20 protein-coding genes are annotated in these 16792 nt (G+C 55.1%); 4 read left to right on the forward strand and 16 right to left on the reverse strand.

The features are described from left to right. From K8Q93_00025 to K8Q93_00045, 5 genes are all read right to left on the reverse strand, one after another. The coding region (locus tag K8Q93_00025; GenBank protein ID MCE9643628.1) for a type I glyceraldehyde-3-phosphate dehydrogenase at positions 1–986 on the reverse strand (986 nt) is incomplete at its 3' end. 72 nt (positions 987–1058) lie between these two features. Then, positions 1059–2189 (reverse strand): DUF5667 domain-containing protein, encoded by a 1131-nt coding sequence (locus tag K8Q93_00030; protein MCE9643629.1) that lies wholly within the window; start codon positions 2187–2189, stop codon positions 1059–1061. Between the two features lie 15 nt (positions 2190–2204). After that, on the reverse strand, positions 2205–2765 hold the full coding sequence (locus tag K8Q93_00035; protein MCE9643630.1) for an RNA polymerase sigma factor: 561 nt from the start codon (positions 2763–2765) through the stop codon (positions 2205–2207). A 92-nt stretch (positions 2766–2857) separates the two neighbouring features. Further along, positions 2858–3637 (reverse strand): hypothetical protein, encoded by a 780-nt coding sequence (locus K8Q93_00040; protein MCE9643631.1) that lies wholly within the window; start codon positions 3635–3637, stop codon positions 2858–2860. A gap of 133 nt (positions 3638–3770) precedes the next feature. After that, on the reverse strand, positions 3771–4550 hold the full coding sequence (locus tag K8Q93_00045) for a hypothetical protein (protein MCE9643632.1): 780 nt from the start codon (positions 4548–4550) through the stop codon (positions 3771–3773). Between the two features lie 207 nt (positions 4551–4757). Here K8Q93_00045 and K8Q93_00050 point away from each other — a divergent pair, with 207 nt between their 5' ends. Next, positions 4758–5435, forward strand: coding sequence for a peptidoglycan-binding protein (locus K8Q93_00050; protein ID MCE9643633.1), 678 nt, complete (start codon positions 4758–4760; stop codon positions 5433–5435). Positions 5436–5512: 77 nt separating this feature from the next. Here the strand turns inward: K8Q93_00050 and K8Q93_00055 are convergent, their stop codons facing one another. The 10 genes from K8Q93_00055 to K8Q93_00100 form a co-directional block, all read right to left on the reverse strand. Further along, positions 5513–6277: a slipin family protein gene (locus K8Q93_00055; GenBank protein ID MCE9643634.1), complete on the reverse strand. Its 765-nt coding sequence runs from the start codon at positions 6275–6277 to the stop codon at positions 5513–5515. Between the two features lie 95 nt (positions 6278–6372). Then, the gene (locus K8Q93_00060) at positions 6373–6756 is read right to left on the reverse strand and encodes a hypothetical protein (GenBank protein ID MCE9643635.1); all 384 of its coding nucleotides are present in this window, start codon (positions 6754–6756) and stop codon (positions 6373–6375) included. 85 nt (positions 6757–6841) lie between these two features. Continuing rightward, complete coding sequence (gene gatB, locus K8Q93_00065) at positions 6842–8236, reverse strand: Asp-tRNA(Asn)/Glu-tRNA(Gln) amidotransferase subunit GatB (GenBank protein ID MCE9643636.1); 1395 nt, start codon at positions 8234–8236, stop codon at positions 6842–6844. 1 nt (position 8237) lies between these two features. Further along, positions 8238–9293, reverse strand: coding sequence for a GTPase ObgE (obgE, locus tag K8Q93_00070; protein ID MCE9643637.1), 1056 nt, complete (start codon positions 9291–9293; stop codon positions 8238–8240). A gap of 12 nt (positions 9294–9305) precedes the next feature. Next, entirely contained in the window at positions 9306–10178 is an 873-nt protein-coding gene (locus K8Q93_00075; protein MCE9643638.1) for an MYG1 family protein, read from the reverse strand. Positions 10179–10181: 3 nt separating this feature from the next. Continuing rightward, a complete protein-coding gene (locus K8Q93_00080; protein ID MCE9643639.1) occupies positions 10182–10514 on the reverse strand; it encodes a phage holin family protein in 333 nt (110 codons plus the stop codon). A 47-nt stretch (positions 10515–10561) separates the two neighbouring features. After that, entirely contained in the window at positions 10562–11218 is a 657-nt protein-coding gene (locus K8Q93_00085; GenBank protein MCE9643640.1) for a VTT domain-containing protein, read from the reverse strand. A gap of 14 nt (positions 11219–11232) precedes the next feature. Further along, a complete protein-coding gene (locus K8Q93_00090; GenBank protein ID MCE9643641.1) occupies positions 11233–12006 on the reverse strand; it encodes an ABC transporter permease in 774 nt (257 codons plus the stop codon). Beyond that, positions 11999–12922, reverse strand: coding sequence for an ABC transporter ATP-binding protein (locus tag K8Q93_00095; GenBank protein ID MCE9643642.1), 924 nt, complete (start codon positions 12920–12922; stop codon positions 11999–12001). The genes K8Q93_00090 and K8Q93_00095 overlap by 8 nt, the downstream gene beginning before the upstream one ends. Before the next feature lie 2 nt (positions 12923–12924). Next, positions 12925–13452: a DUF1993 domain-containing protein gene (locus K8Q93_00100; GenBank protein ID MCE9643643.1), complete on the reverse strand. Its 528-nt coding sequence runs from the start codon at positions 13450–13452 to the stop codon at positions 12925–12927. Positions 13453–13606: 154 nt separating this feature from the next. Here K8Q93_00100 and K8Q93_00105 point away from each other — a divergent pair, with 154 nt between their 5' ends. Continuing rightward, positions 13607–14200, forward strand: coding sequence for a sigma-70 family RNA polymerase sigma factor (locus tag K8Q93_00105; GenBank protein ID MCE9643644.1), 594 nt, complete (start codon positions 13607–13609; stop codon positions 14198–14200). Between the two features lie 8 nt (positions 14201–14208). Further along, on the forward strand, positions 14209–14523 hold the full coding sequence (locus K8Q93_00110; protein ID MCE9643645.1) for a hypothetical protein: 315 nt from the start codon (positions 14209–14211) through the stop codon (positions 14521–14523). A gap of 141 nt (positions 14524–14664) precedes the next feature. On the opposite strand, the gene K8Q93_00115 is transcribed toward K8Q93_00110, so the two are convergent. Continuing rightward, a complete protein-coding gene (locus K8Q93_00115) occupies positions 14665–15399 on the reverse strand; it encodes a glycosyltransferase (GenBank protein ID MCE9643646.1) in 735 nt (244 codons plus the stop codon). A gap of 151 nt (positions 15400–15550) precedes the next feature. Here K8Q93_00115 and K8Q93_00120 point away from each other — a divergent pair, with 151 nt between their 5' ends. Then, entirely contained in the window at positions 15551–16780 is a 1230-nt protein-coding gene (locus K8Q93_00120) for an oligosaccharide flippase family protein (GenBank protein MCE9643647.1), read from the forward strand. Positions 16781–16792: the final 12 nt, after the last annotated feature.

Here is a 16792-nt window from a genome sequence, read left to right on the forward strand (position 1 = left end):
GTATGAGCATACCCCATCTCATTATCATACCAAGCCAATACCTTGACTAAGTTTCCGCCGACCACTCTCGTGAATTCCAGGTCAGCGATAGCGGCATAGGGCATCCCCACGATATCAGAAGAGACCAGAGGTTCCGTAGTGACGGTGAATGTCTTACTCCAACGTGCTTCTTTGGCAGCAGCAGAAAGAATCCTGTTCACCTCTTCGGGAGTCGTGTCGCGTTTCGAGACGAACGTGATATCGACAAGAGAACCCGAGATTACTGGCACGCGGATAGCGATACCGTCGAATTTTCCTGCGAGTCCCTCGATTGCTTTAGTGACTGCAATCGCAGCCCCCGTAGAAGAAGGCACGATATTGTGCGCTCCTGCGCGGCCGCGGCGAAAATCCCCTTTCGCCGGAGAATCCACCAGGCTCTGAGTGGCAGTGTACGCGTGTACGGTACTAAGAAGTGCTTTCTCCACTCCCAGAGTCTGGTGGAGGATAGCGAGAAGAGGACTGCCCGCATTCGTAGTACAAGAGCCGTTCGAAGTGACCTCGCAAGTACCAAACTTATCCTCATTCACCCCCACAAGCACCGTGCCCGCTTTAAGATCGGCTGGCGGTTCATCCTTGGCAGGTGCAGTGATGACTACCCTCTTTGCTCCCCCAACAAGATGCTTCCGCGCCTCTGCGTATTTCTCAAATACTCCCGTGGATTCGAGCACCACGTCCACTTCATTGCTCTTCCAGGGAATGAGCGCGGGATCACGCTCGGTGGTCACGGGAATGCGCCGGCCGCTCACGATGAGAAAGCCGGGTTCGGAAGCTACCGGAAAAGGACTCTTGCCATAGACAGAGTCGCGAGAGAGGAGATATGCGAGCTGCGCCGGATCGGCAAGATCGTTGATGGCGACTATCTGCAAATCCGGATGCCAATGAGCCGCACGGAAGAAAGCTCTCCCGATGCGACCGAATCCGTTGATGCCTATGCGTACGGTTTTCATTGAACAGAGAAAAAGCGGTGCTTGTATTATACCACCGCTCACTCTCCGATCGAATGTTAAAAACTCGAGTACCTATATCCCGAAAAGGTTGGAATTCGGCGTAGGAAGACCAGGGACCACGATCACGGGAGCGGTCTGTACATCAGAAGATGCGGACGAATCCTTCTTATGCTCCTTAAGGAACGCTTCGAGGGCAGCCGCGTGCTTCTGAGCGAGGCGGACGCGCTCCAGAGCAGCAGCCTTCTTCTTCTCATCCGCAACCGCGGCTTCCGCGAGAAGCTCGCGGATATCAGCAGCGCGCAACTCTACTTCACGGCTTGCCTCCGTCCCGAGCCAAGGACGGAGGTCAGAGTACTGGAGCTCGATCCGAGCAAGGGAGGCCAAGACCTCCTTTTCTACATCCCTAAGGCTAACGAGGGTAGCAGGAGCTGCGTTCGCAGAGAACGTCACTTGGACAGGTGTCGTGGCTTCCGTAGGAGAAGTCGGGAGAGAGCTCGAAGGTTTGAATTTGGTGCGCGCAGGAGCAGCCGCCTTGGCGCGCTCTGGGGAGACGAGGGTGACTTCCCGGATCTTCACATGTTCTGCGAGCGAATCGGTCTGCCTGCGAGAAGCGATGTCTACGCTCTCAAAGCCCGCGCGGAGCAGATCGCTACCGTAAGAAGCCAAGGAACTCGCAAAGCGAGCAGAAATCTCTGCCGCCTTGAGCGGACTATTCGATTCCACTGCACCAAGGAAGGTCTCTACCATGGAGATGTGGCGATCGAAATCAGCCGCGATCTCGGCGGACTTGGTAGCAGAGAGCTCCCCGCGAAGCGCGAGCGTCTCGGCTTCGCGCATGCGGCGGCCGGCGGCTTCCGCGTGCCAGGAAGCCTTGGCTTCCGCCGTGAAGGCGAGCGTAGCGCGTACCGGCTCGGTTAGGCCTACTTTTACGGGATAGAGAAGATCGCCTGGCACTGCGCCTTCCGCTGCGTAGGCAGAAGCGCTGCCGACGACAAGAAGCATAAACAGAAACGGCACTAGGATCGAACGGGAGAGAAGGAAGGCGTAGGGGCTCACCACGCGGACGGCGGGGTTGCCTGCCTGGGGACGTATGGGCTTCGCCTTCATCTCCGCCTGGAGACGCGCGAGCATGGCACTCTTTTCAGAAGCAGAGAGCTGATTCTTCTTTCCTTCTGTAGCTAGTTGTGTGAAAAATTCGTTCATACTGGTTTCGGTATATCAGGAAGCATCGAACAGGATACGTAGCTTCTTCAGGCTGCGGTAGATACGGACTGAGACGACATTCTCGCTTTCTTCTAGTATCACAGCTATTTCCTTAGGTGAGAGACCTTCTATATATCGTAAGCTTAGGACTTCTCTATAAGAATCAGGTAATTTTTTAAGCAATTCAAGTGCGCGGCGGGCGTCGAAGCGCTCCATAGCGGCTTCGAGCGTATTGGTCTCCTCAGGAGGGAGGAGCGATTCTACGCTCTCCCCTTCCTCCTCGTTCACCATTCCCTCTAGGGAGTAGGATTTCGCCTTGCGGTATTCGTCGATGATGAGATGTCGGAGTGTCCGGTAGAGGAAGGGTCTCAGCTCCCGTATCTCTTCCCCGCGGCTCGCATACTGCCAGGTCCGGAGGAAGCATTCTTGGGTCAACTCGAGCGCTCGTTCACGGTCTGAGATGCGCAGCTGCGCATGCCGGAGTAGCTCGTCCGAGTACTGTACAAAGGCCTCGTTGAAGGCCTGCTCGGTATCCCTCGGTGGCTGAGACGTGGGTGTCTCTTCTTTCTTACTCATGCCCTTCCACATTGTACCTTTTCGGGGGAATACGCAACGTCTCCGCCCCAAGGCGGAGACGTTGCGAGGCTCAAGAGAGCCATCAGGAAGAATTACCTAAGAGAAGCGTTACGAATGATGAGCGTATCGATGACACTCGTACTGCCACTCTGTAGAGTTCCGAAGACGCGTATCGTGTCTCCTGCGGAGAATCGGTTAAGCGTAGTGGTGGCCCAGAGGGCGTTCAGGATCTCGGTGCCCTGAGGCACGAGCGCGGTATAGATCTTGCTACCTGCCGAGAAGGTCAAGGAAGTCGGAAGAGTAGTGGTCGAGAGAGCAGTGAGCTTACCCTCGAACACATGGCGCTCCAGAGCGGGCGTAGTCGTGGTCACAGACCAGTCCTTCACCACCTTGGCGTTCACACTGAAGGCGGCGGTAGCGAGCTTACCCGAGAAACTCACGGAGTCGCCTACCTTGAGACCAGAGAGAGCAGTATTCTTGTCGCCCTTGGTCACGAAGTGCGTCGTACTATCAGTGAGTACCGTCCAGGTCATAGAGGTGTTGCCGAGAGTAGCGACAGCAGTAAGTGTAGTACCACTAATCGCAGAGATGCGAGCCCCACGCACGATCACCTCTCCGTTCGGAGCGATGCGGATATCCAGAGCGTTCTCTTTGGATACCTCCTTATCCTTATTCTCCTCGGTCTTGTTCTTATCCCTCGAGAATATGGAGTGAGCGAAATTCGAGAAGCGGACCTGGAAGGAACTTTTTTCCTTAGATTTGTTCTCATCCTTGTTATTGTCCTGCGCGTACGCGAGCGGAGCGAAGACGAGCACAGAAGCGATAGCGGCGGCAACAAGAGGCTTGCCGGAGTTTTGATTGAAGATTTTCATAGTTGTGAGGAATTGAGTTAGGAATGTGCTGACAAATTCCACCACTAGTGACGACGTCTCAGAACCATTTTCCTTACCCATAAAAGCCTCGTCAGCATGCTGGCGGGGCTTTTATATCAACGTGTTTTACGTATTACCGAGCGTCTGCAGAAGCCGCAGCCTCGGCATCGACGCTCGCTTCAACAGCCCTCTTCATGACGTTACGCACTTCAGAGAGAAGCTGTGCCTTCATCTTGGCGTCGAGCATCACGGTCGAGGTAGCGACAGTGCGGCCGGTTAAACCACTGCCAGCAGCAGAAGCTGCGGCCTGGCCACTCTCAGAAGCGTGTGCCTCCAGAGCACTGTCCACACGAGACTGAATGACGGTTTCAAGTTCCTCCTTGTCCCCCACTGCGACCAAGAAGCGGTACCACGGGTACTTCACGGACACCGTACCCTGGCTGTCCACTTCGGTAGTGACAGTCACGGAGACAGGAATAAATCCAAAAAGCTTAGCAGGCTGCATATAGCGCACCATCACTCCGGAATCGGAGAGAACTACTCCGTCGATGTTCTTATCAGCGCGCACTGCAGAGCTCGCGTAGGCATTTAGATCCGCCTGAGTGCGGACGGCTTCTGGGACAGAGATAGTGGTCGCGCTAGCATTCGCCGTACCGTCGACATCTGCGCGGTCGATAGCGATCGGAGTGATCGATCCGGAAACAGAGCCCGTAACACTAACGTTGCCATCACTACCAGCATCAGCAGAAGGAGCGCTGCCATTAGCAGAGCCAGAGAGGCTAGCTGAACCTACAGTAGTGCTCGCACCGACGCTGCTGGAGATATCGAACGCAAGCGCCTGTACTCCGAGCGGAACAAGCGCAAGCAAAGCTGCAATAGGGAGAGTTGCAAGGAAAAGAGGATTCTTCTTCATAGAGATGAGGGTTAACCGATAAGGCTTCTAAGAGCTGACTGCGAAGAGGGTATGGGCCTTCTGTGTCTTCGCAGCCTCTCCGAGAGGTGACGACCTCTTTCGACCTTTCTTACCTTTATTAAAGACTCCCGTAAGAGTGTGCGTAACCACCCGTCATCATCTACGGGTCGCAAACATTATCGGCTATTAAGATAATCAACTTAGAATATGACTCAAACACTAGCGCGTTCAAGAAACGTCGTTGCCATCATCGGCCTCGGCCTCCTTGCCGCCATCACCTTCGGTTTCTCCGCGCTGTCCGCAGAAGCGCAGACAGCCCCATTCAACACTCAGATGCAGGTGGGTTCCCGCGGCTCTCAGGTGACTCTGCTCCAGCAGACCCTCGGCGCCGATCAGACCCTCTATCCTCAGGGCCTCGTCACCGGCTACTTTGGCTCCCTGAGCAAATCAGCCGTCATGAACTTTCAGGCCCGCTACGGGATCTCGCAGGTTGGCCGCGTAGGCCCGCAGACCCTCGCCAAGCTTAACCAGATTTACGGCTCCGGTTCCGGCCCCATCAACACCGGAGACATCGACGCTCCGCTATTCCTGACCGCAAATGTCTTCATGTCCAGCACAACCGCTACGGCAAGCTGGAACACTAGCGAAGCAGCTACCGGCAGGATCTACTACAGCACGAGCCCACTCACTTATACGGAAACCAACGGCTTACCGATAGTCAGCGGCAACGTAGTAGCCACCGATTCGATCAACCGCACGGCGCAGTCAGTAGCACTCTCTAACCTCTCTCCGAACACCACTTACTACTTCATGTTCGTGGTCTCGGATCAGAGCGGCAACGTGAGTGTCACCTGGCCTTCGACCTTCAGGACTAACGCTCAGTAACAGTTCAATCTGACACAAAAGAAAGCGCCGCCGGCTGGTTACCGACGGCGTTTTTCTTTTGTGTCCCCCTTCTCCCCCTAATTCCCCTTCTGGATCTGAGGAAAGCCGGTGAAGGACTTGAGGATCTCAAGCGGCACGGTAAAGACCACCGTATTGGACTGGTCGGAAGAAATGTCGTTGATGGACTGGAGGGTGCGCAGATGGAGCGCTCCATCTACCGCTCCGAGGATAGCTGCAGCCTGTGCGAGCTTCTCCGCTGCAGCAAGCTCGCCTTCCGAGTTGATGATGACCGCACGCTTCTCACGCTCTGCTTCGGCTTGCTTGGCGATGGTGCGCTCCATGTCCGCAGGCAGGCTCACGTCCTTGAGTTCCACATTGCTCACCTTGAGTCCCCAGGCATCCGTCTCCTTGTCCACGATCTCGCGGATGCGTTCAGCGAGCTTGTCGCGGTTCGCCAGGAGCTCATCAAGAGTCACCTCGCCTACGATGTTACGCATGGTGGTCTGCGCATACTGGGAAATGGCGTACTGGAAGTCCTGCACCTCGAGTATGGCTTTCTCCGCAGAGTCCACTCGGTAATAGATGACTGCGTTCACCGTCACCGATACGTTGTCGCGGGTGATGGCTTTCTGATCGGGCACGTCTACCGCCTTCACGCGCATGTCCACTTTGCTGTAGCCCTGGAAGATCGGGACGACGATGCGCCAGCCCGGCTCCAGTATCCCGGTGAAGCGACCCATGGTGAACTTGAGTCCGCGCTCGTACTGGTTGATCTGCTTGAGGCTTATGACGATGAGGAGGAACAAGAACACTCCGATTCCATAGAGGATGGGTAGGGGCATATAGTTATGGTCTTAGCGAATAAGCTATTTTGAGTATAACAAAAGCGTCAAAACCCGCCTTGGAGCGGGTTTTGACCTAAATATCCTCTCAGAGCCTAGAAGTAGCCGAAGCCACTTCCCGCGAGCCAGATACCGAGAACCACCGAGAAAGCGCCGCCGTAGACATACCAGATAGGAGTATTGAAGCGGCGAACGAACTTCTGCACCATCCGCGAAGGAAGAGCGAGATAGATCACACCCTCCACCAACATCATCCAGCCGATAAGAGAGATGACACCGGGAACATCAGCAGTGATCGCCGGGAAGGCCAGCACCACCGCAAGACCAGCCGCGAGCTCTACGAAGGCCACTACCAGGAGCATCGGACGATTACTAGTGAGATCCGCAATCGCCGGCATGAAGGATTTGCGGCGAAGAGCGACGATCGCTCCAACGATTATGAAATAAAGGCCGAAGAGCTGTGCAAGAAAGATTTCCATACTGAAAGACCTGAGCGGATGCGTTACGAGTAATGGCTGAAGTATAGCGCTCTATCACCTCGCTCCGCTACGCGGTAATGCACAGTTAACTAAGAAGAGTCTTGAAAATCTCCCTCAAAGTCTGCGGATTAGCAGACCCCTTGGACGCCTTCATACCCTGGCCCACCAGGAACATAAGTGCAGATTCCTTACCTGCTTTATAGTCGGCCGCAACGGAAGCATTCGCCGCAATTATCTCCTCCGCGATTTTCTTGAGCGCCCCTTCATCACTCTGCTGCAAGAGACCCTTCTCCTTAGCGAGTGCTTCCGGCTCACCGCCTTCAGAATAGAGAAGAGTGAGTAGGTCCTTGCCACCACGGGAAGAAAGCGCGCCAGAGGAAATCATAGAAATGAGTCCTGCGAAAGAAGCAGAAGTGAGCTTACCCAAGCCAGAAGATGCGCCGAGACCAGCGAGGTCAGAGGTGATGTAGTTCACCGCGAGCAGGAGCTGTTTCGCATCAAGAGTCTTTGAAACGTCTTCAAACAGACCTCCGAGTATTGAGTCTGAGAGGAGCATTTCAGCATCCTCCTTCTTCATGCCGAGCGCGAGATAGCGGGCGCGCCGCTCCCAGGGAAGCTCCGGCAAATCTTTCTTGATATTCTCTGCGCGCCACTCCGGCACCTCATTGAGCCAAAGCTTGGGAAGATCCGGATCTGGGAAATAGCGGTAATCGTGAGAGCTTTCCTTGAGGCGCTGCGAGAAGGTCTTCTGACCCGCTTCGTCCCAGCCACGGGTCTCCTGCACTACCTTACCTCCAGCTTCAATAAGAGCCGTTTGTCGGTCTATCTCATAGAGAATGGCGCGTTCCACCGAGCGGAAGGAGTTGAGGTTCTTCACTTCCACCTTGGTTCCCAGTTCCCCATCCTTCCCCACCGACATGTTGGCCTCTACGCGCATCTCTCCCTTATCCATATTGGCCTCCCCTGCTCCGAGCGCACGGAGGAGAAGCTGCAACTCCTTAGCAAAAGCTACCACTGTGGCCACATCATGCATGACCGGCTCAGTGACGAGTTCCATCAAGGGCACGCCCGCGCGGTTGTAGTCCACCAGGCTTCTGTCATCTTTATGTATAGTGCGCGCAGTATCCTCTTCAAGATGGATACGGGTGATATCTACACCAGCTAATTTGCCACCCTTAACCAGCGGATATTTATACTGGCTAATCTGATATCCCTTGGGGATGTCAGGGTAGAAATAGTTCTTGCGGTCGAACTCAGTGAAATCCGCGAGCGTGCCGCCTACCGCCACGCCCATGCGCAGCACATGCTCTACCGCCTGACGGTTTATCACCGGCAAGGTCCCTGGGTGCGCCATACACACCGGACAGATGTTCACATTCGGACGCGTCTCGTCCGGATCATTCTTGGAACCGCAGAACATCTTGCTCTTGGTGTGGAGCTCCGCATGCACTTCCAAGCCGACAGTAAGAAGGTAGGTCATATTACTTTTTTGGCGCAACTTTCTTCACCGCTTTCTTAGCAGACTTCTTGGCAACTTTTTCCTTCTTCGGCTTCTCTTCAGCCTTTTCCTTGAAACCACGGAGCTTCTTGATGAGAGCATCAGAGAGCGCCTTCACCGAGGCATCGTCCAGGACGGTAACGGTGTAGACCTCCTTCGTAAACGTCTTGGCTTCCTTCACTTTCAGCTTGAGCGCGGTTGCGTCCAAAGTATCAGTCTTGGTGATGACGATGCATTCTTCCTGGTGCGTGAGTGCGGAAGAGTAGCGATTGAGCTCAGTGCGTACGGTCTGATATACGAAAGGGATGTCTTCCTCCGCAGAGATACAGTGGAGGAGCAGCTTAGTGCGAGTGACATGGCGGAGGAACTGGTGGCCCAACCCCTTACCCTCGGCCGCGCCTTCGATGAGCCCCGGAATGTCCGCGAGGATATACCCGTAGAGTTCGCCAAGGTTCGGCTCAAGCGTAGTGAATTGATAGCTGCCCACCTTGGCGCGCGCGCGAGTAAGCGCGTTCAGTAAGCTCGACTTCCCCGCGTTCGGAAGACCGATGAGGCCAGCGTCCGCGATGAGGCGGAGTTCGATACGAAAATCCCCCTCTTCGCCCTTCTCTCCCGGCGTACTCTCCTTAGGTGTCGTATTACGCGACCCTTTGAAATGTTCGTTGCCGAGGCCTCCACGACCACCGGAGAGAATCAATACCTTCTCGTCTTCATTCAAAAGCTCGATGCTGCGGCCGATGCCGAGGTGCGTCACTACAGAGCCGAGCGGGATATCGATGATGAGATCCTCTCCGTTCTTGCCGTGGCGGCTCTCGCTCTCGCCGTGTCCCCCATTCTCTGCCTGGAACTCCTTGATATGACGGTAACGGGCGAGGATGCCCAGGTCGCGCGAGCCGCGCACGTAGACGTTCGCTCCCTTTCCGCCGTTGCCACCCGCAGCTCCCGAGAGGGGCTTGCCCTTCTCCTGGCGCCAGCGGACTACGCCGTCTCCGCCGCGGCCGGCCGTTGCATGTATGCTGATTTCGTCTACGAAAGCCATTAGATATTGATATTAAGCCTCAGCCGCCAGTTTGGCGAGTGCGATGGCGCCTTCCTTACTCCGGGCCGCAGCAACCCAGCGATCCTTGTGGCAGAACACTGCATCCGCAACACCTGACACCTCCTGAAGTGCTTCCTCCCGCTTGGCCGCCCAGGATTCCGGAAAAAGCTTGCGACTCTCGAAACTGTCATCAGTAACCGTCATCGTCTTCACCTTCCATTGATTGAGCTGACGCGCAGGCTTCACCACATAGAGAGGCTCTGAATACTTGGCGAGCACTTCGCTCACCGGATACGCCTCGTCGAGCACGATGATGCGCTTGTCCTCCGCCTCCTGGTAGGCCTTCTCCACCGCTGCGGCCGCAGAGAGCGAACCGGATGCGCGGATGATCTCTCGGCGCAGGATAGCTTCTGCGAAATCGACCGCATGCTTGAATTGCATGTCGAACATCTCTTCTGATTCCTGCCAGCTCGGCACGAAGCTGTAGAACGCCTCCACCAACGGGTAGACAGGCACCTCGCCCATATCCGGATTGATACCCGCATCATCTGCATCGATAGATCGCACCAGACTCTTCTCTATCTTCTCCGCTGCTTCCTTGGATCCTGCTACTTTCTCTCCATATTCCTTCCAGACCAAACCAAAGGAAGAGAGCGGCATACCCTCAGGACCAGATCCAGCACCACCCTTCTGATGGTGATCGAAACGTCCGCGAGCAGGATCATACTCCTCACCCACGTCTACCACGAAGTCTCCGCTCTGGAAGACCTGCGGATCACGGGTACGAATGAGCTCATACTCTCCATTGAGAAGAATCGAGAGCGTCGCCACGGCGAAGATCTCGTCCGGCTGGAAGTGGCCGCTGTGAGTGATGATGCGCTTCATTTTCTAGACAAAAAGATCGATGATCCAGTGAGCAACTGCCACTACGAGAGCTCCGATGAAAGCCGCGAAGAATCCCTCCACCGCGAACCCCGGAGTGAGCCAGGCAGCGAGTGCGAACACGACCGCGTTCAGCACGAAGGTGAAAAGCCCAAAGGTGAGCACATTGATGGGAATGGTCAGGATGAGGAGGATCGGACGCACCAGGAGATTGAGCAGACTCAGGATGAGCGCTGCGAGGAGGGCGCCATAGAAATTGACCACAGTGATACCCGGTACGAGCTGGGCCACACCCATGATCACCAGGGAGAGGAGGATGACTTTTGCAATGATGGCCATCAGAGTTGAGTGCTAGCGTATTAGAAATCCACTATACCACCAGCCGATTACTTCTGCGATTGCTTCCGATACTTGCGATACGACCACCAGAGGAACCCTCCAATCACGGCCACAGCGAGGATCCCGATGAGGTAGTGCTCCAGCGTACTGACGAGGGCCACGTGATCGTGGTAGAGGCTGCCTGCCTGGGCTCCCAGGATGCCGTAGAGGACTGAACGCACCACCATGCCTGCGCCCAAGATGAGGAGATACTTCTTAAGCGGATAGCGCAGCGTGCCGGCAAGCACGGTAGGAATCGAAGTCGGCAGTATCGGCATCGAGGTCATAGCAAGGAAAGCGATCTCATCTACCGGAGAGTTCCGCAGCTTATTCTCCGCTTCCTCAATCTCCTTCCAGGAGACGCCCATATAGCGGCCGAAGCGCTCGATCGCGGGCTTACCGAGGTGGTAGCAGATGGAGTAGAAGAGGATCGAGCCTAAGGTGCCGCCGATGGTGATGGGGATGACGATGGTCAGGAAGAGCGTGGAGAAGAAATCCAGAGAAAAGAACGGCAGCGGAGAGAGGAACAGGAACCCCGCGAGCAGCATGATGAGCGAGGAAGGGATGAGCGGCAGGAGCTGCTCGAGGAGGGCGGCCGAGAAGACGCCTACTGCTCCGAGCGGGATGAGCGTGTGCTCAACGAAAGAAATAAGGTCAATCAGCATGAGGTATCAGTATATCAATTGCGGAGCCCGTATCCGCGACGGAAGAGGATAAGCACCACCGTCGCGAGCGTTGTGGTCATGAGGATGAGTATGGTGGCGCTCATAACGAGACTCACATCAGAGTGCCCGGTGAAGCCGTAGCGGAAGCCATTCACCAGGTAGAGGATGGGATTGAGCTTGGAGAGAGCCTGCCAGAAGGGCGGCAATGCGTCGATCGAATAGAACACGCCGCCGAGATAGGTCAACGGAGTGAGTACGAACGTGGGGATGATGGAGATACCGTCGAAATTCTTAGCGAAGAGCCCGTTGAAGAACCCTGCGAGAGAGAAAGCAATCGAAGAGAGCAGGATGAAGAAGAACACGGCGCCCCAGTGCGCGACAGTGATGTCCGTGAAGAAAAGCGAGATTGCAAGGCCGATGATGCCCACGATGAGTCCGCGCAGAGCGCCCGCGGCGACAAAGCCAGTGACAATTGCCCAAGGAGGCATGGGCGAGACCAGGAGTTCCTCGATGCTCTTCATGAACTTGGCGCTAAAAAGCACGCTCGCAGTATTGGTAAACGCACTCATGATCGCGGAGGTCATCACGAGCCCCGGCACGATGAACTGTATGTAGGAGACGCCGCCCACCTCCCCTACGCGCGAGCCAATGAAGGCGCCAAAGATGAGGTAGTAGAGCGACATAGTGATCGCAGGAGGGAGGAGCGTCTGCGACCAGATACGGAATATCCGGGACATCTCCTTGCGGAGGAGAGTGCTGATAGCGATGAAGAGGGCAGCCTTAGGCATTTTTTTCTGTAGTTAAAGAAAGGAAGAGCTCTTCCAAGCGATTCGTCTTGTTGCGCATACTGCGCACAGCGACACCTGCTTCGTCGAAGACCCGTAGCACGTCGTTCAACGTCTGACCTCCGGAGAGTTCCACTTCCAGACTGTCGGCATCCACCGCTTTACCCTGGAAGAGAGCGAGCTTCTGCACGAGGTTGGTTGGATAAGGGGAAGCGGTATCGAGAACAAAGGACTCCCCTGTGCGCTTCGCGAGGAGTTCGCGGATAGATCCTTGAGCGATCACTTCACCTTTGTTAATGATGGCGAGATTCTTGGCGAGCTGTTCGGCTTCTTCCAGATAGTGCGTGGTGAGGATGATGGTGGTGCCGTTCGCATTCACCTCCCGCAGGAAGTCCCACATGCCGCGGCGCAGTTCGATATCCACTCCCGCCGTAGGCTCGTCCAGAATGAGAAGCTGCGGTTCATGCACCAGAGCACGCGCGATCATAAGCCGCCGCTTCATGCCGCCCGAGAGAGTACGCGACGCCTCCGCACGCTTCTCCCAGAGACCGAGCTTGGTGAGATACTTCTCTGCGCGCTCACGAGCAAGAGCACGAGGGATACCGTAATACCCTGCCTGCGCCAAGACGATATCCTCCGTCTTCTCGAAGATGCTGAAGTTGAACTCCTGCGGCACAAGACCGATACGCGTACGAGTGCGCTCAGGCTCGATGGCAGCATTGATGCCGTCCACCATCACCTCTCCACCAGAGCGGTTCACCAGACCTGAGACGATACCAATGATTGTCGTCTTGCCTGCGCCATTGGGACCGAGGAGAGCAAAGAAATCCCCCTTCTCTACAGTAAGGGAAACACCCTTGAGTGCTTCCACGCCGGTGGCATAGGTTTTTTTGAGATTAGTTACTTCGAGAGCATGCATATCTAATTGGCCGGAGTATCTCTGAGAGCGAGGGTACCGATATAATCAGCCTTGCCGAGCTGCACGCCGTTATGACGCAAGATGGCGTAGGCGGCGGTCAGGTGGAAATAGAAATTTGGCAGCGCCATCTCCAAGGCATATTCGATACCGGGGAGATGCTTGCCAGGCATGAAGTACACGTCGACCGGACGCTCCTCACTCCCCACAAACTGCTCCGGAGTAAGCGCCTTGAGGAAAGTAATGGTCTTATCTATGCGCACCTTGAGCTCTTCGACGGAAGTCTCCGTATTCTCGAAAGTAAGTTTAGGTACTCCCGCGAGTCCGGCAGAAGCCTCTATCGCCGTACGACAGGCGATCTGTACCTGGCGCATAAACGGGAACATGTCCGGCGCCAGGCGGTCGTTGAGGAGGAACTGAGGATCAATCTTCTTCTCGGTCACATGTATCACGCTCTTATCCAGAATCCCAGAGAGATTGCTGAGGAATTTGACGAAGAGCGGAACGGTCGCAGAGTACATTGATATTTGCATAAAACGTGCGTTAATGGAGCTGAAGTCAGGTCAGTATACGCTGCCCCTACTTCTTTTCAAAAAAGCGTAACTTTCTCCCTCGAAAGCCGGTTCTAATGGTGCAGGTCGACCAAAAGATTAACAGCCGGCTCCGAGGACCCTCGGAGCTATTGATATGCTTCTTCAAGACACAGAGATACCAAAGGACGCTCAGGGAGACGAGGAACTCTTCCTCCTCTCTCGTACCCGCCCGTGGCTCTTCGCCACGCTCGTAGAGCGCTACGAGAAGGCCTTCCTCAGGCGGGCTGAGCGCGTCCTCTACAACAAGGAGGATGCGCAGGATGCTGTGCAGGATACCTTCGTAAAGCTCTATAGCCGGGCGGCACAGTTCACGCCTCAGGGCGAGGGCTCCTTCCGCTCCTGGGCTTACACCGTACTCATCAATACCTGTCTCAGCCTGTATCAGAAACGAAAGCGTGCAGGCTCAGTAGCCCTCTCGGAAGAACTCGAAGCAGTACTCGCGGATCCTGGATCCGAGATCTTCCGTACTGCGGAAGAGCACCGGGACCACATCGAGTCCGTGCTTTCGCGTATGCCGCTCCAGTTCTCCTCTGTCCTGCGCCGTTTCTTCTTAGAGGAGAAGTCCCAGGAAGAGATCGCTGCAGAGGAAGGTATCTCTGTCGGAGCTACCAAGGCCAGAGTGCATCGGGCCAAGGCGCTTTTCAGAAAGCTTAACGATAAGATGAACGGATCCACTATGTTTGCCTAAATATACATATGTCTACACTCAAGAATCGCATCATGCTCCGCGTCTACGCGCTCTTTGCGCTGCGCTTCGCTCTCTCGCCTCTGGGTCTCCGCACGTTGGGGCTATTCACTGCCGTATTCACCATTCTCTTCTCCGTCTCGGTACGTCACATATTCATGAACATGCCGACGCTCTACGACTTCCCTGCACTCTTCACCTTCCACGCGCAGGCCTTCCTTCATACTTCCCTCCTGGTGCAGATTGCGAGCCTTGCCACGGTCGGCCTTTGCCTCTTTGTGGTCCGCGATGCGTTCAAAGTCGCTAGCGGCCGACTTTCGTTTTAACTACGAGCTGCTTCAAGCCACACCAAGGGCAATGCCACTCCTTCTTCGTAGTAGGGGCGTCTCCGATGCTCCACCATTTGTCACAGCTCCCGCAGCGAAAGTGAGTTAGCTGCTCAATGGAAATCTTCAGATTCTTCGGTTTCATTTAAAAAGAGAGAGTCGGTAACGGAGGAATATTTTCAGGAGATCAAAGCACATATCAAAACCATCACGTGCAAGGCGGACCGTAGAGCGGTCCTGATGCACGAGGTTGACTGAGGCTTCCTTGATGCGAAGTCCAAGCGCCTGGGCGATCGAGATCGCTTCTACATCGAAGGCGAAGCGGAAAATGGTGATGCGAGAGAAAATAGCCTGCGCCGCCCGGCGGGAGAATCCCTTGATACCGCACTGGGTGTCGGAGACCGGATTCTTCAAAGCGATGTTGGCCAAGAATACAAACACCCGAGAGAGCAGCGTCCTCTCCACGGTCTGATTCTCGACGCCCGGCATCAGCTGTTCTTTCTTCAGATAGCGGCTTCCGAGGATTACGTCGTAGCCTCCACGGATATAGTCGACGAAGCGCGGAATAGCTTCGAGGTCGTACGGGAGATCTGCATCGGTAAAGATAACGAAGTCCCCTCGGCTCTTTATGACTCCTGCTGCAACCGCTGCACCCTTTCCTTGGTTCTTAGAGAGAATCACTGCGTAGACCCGCGGATCTCCTTTTTCAAGGATAGCGAGCCTTTCTGGAGTGGCGTCCGTGCTGCCATCATCCACCACGATGACTTCGAAGGCAGGAAAGTGCTTCTCTAGAAAGGTGACGAGTTTGCCGATCTGGGATTCGATAGTCGCGGCGGCATTGAAACACGGGATGATGACCGAAAGCATTGCGCTCATACTAGCGCCAAAACATCTAAAAAGGAATGCCGATTGCACGGCTCTATCTATAGGATATTCTAGTTTTTCGTGGTAAAATAAAACGATGCAAAAAATGAAGAGTAGACTCGTATCTATCCTCCGATGGAGCGAGAGGTACACGAAGACCGATATGCTCTATCTCACCAAGGGAGGGTTTTGGCTCTCCATCGGTTCCTTCGTTTCTGGTGCAACCTCCTTCATACTCTCCCTCGCCTTTGCCAATCTTCTTCCTCAAACAGCCTATGGAGTCTATAAATATGTCCTCTCGGTCGCTTCAACAATAAACGCCTTTACGCTCACAGGTCTCGAGACTGCGGTCATTGAGGCTGTGGCTCGTGGCAAAGAAGGCGTTCTACGGCAAGCCTTCTGGAAGAATCTCAAGTGGAGCATCCCCGCGAGCCTAGCAGCCACCTTCGCCGGGTTGTATTATTTTCTTAACGGCAACAGCACCCTCAGCATCTCCCTCTTCCTCATCGCGCTAGTCCAGCCGCTCACCACGAGCGCCGCGCTCGCTGCGGCTTTCCTCAACGGCAAGAAGGCTTTCCAGATAAGCGCAGGCTACTACGCAGTGAACAATATACTGCCAGCAGGGGTACTCCTCGGAGTAATGTCTGTCTCTTCGAGCGCGCTTCACGTCATCCTCGCCTACTTCGGGGCCAACCTCGTCTCTGCAGTCGGCCTCTACTGGTATGTGAACAGTCGTTTCGCTCCGACTCAGGAAGAAGACCATTCTGCCATGACCTACGGCAAGCACCTCTCCCTCATGAACGTCATTTCGAATGTGGCAGACAATCTGGACAAGATACTGGCCTTCCAGCTCCTTGGAGCCGCCCCTCTCGCTATCTATTCATTTGCGCTCGCCTTACCTTCTCAATCCAAGCTTCTCACTAAATCACTCTCATCTCTCATGTTCCCGAAATTCGCGGAGCGTCCTGCGGAAGAACTGCGCCAAGGGATGGGTCAAAAAACCCTGCGCTTTTTCCTCCTCGGACTCGCCATGGCGATAGGCTATATACTCATCGCCCCTTACGTCTTTCGGCTCATCTATCCGCAATATACGGAAGCTGTCTTACTCTCGCAGATATATGCTACATCTTTCCTGGCTATTACTGCCGCCCCTATGGGTCTCTACCTAAGCGCCAAACGCAGGGTACGCGCCCAGTATTTCATCAACGCGTTCATGAGTGTCTTCCAAGTGCTCGCCGTGCTTATCGGCATCGCTACAGCAGGCCTCCTCGGCCTCATGCTATCGCGTATCGCCACCCGCTTTATGGGAGCATTCCTGGCGGCCTACTTCTACCTCACCGATAAGCCCGAGCCAGGGGAAAGCCTCCAAACTGGAAGCTCCGCAGTAAAGTGATAGCATCCTTAT

It is taken from the genome of Candidatus Parcubacteria bacterium (assembly GCA_021414235.1).
GTDB lineage: Bacteria > Patescibacteriota > Minisyncoccia > Phycocordibacterales > JAKFXT01 > JAIOOV01.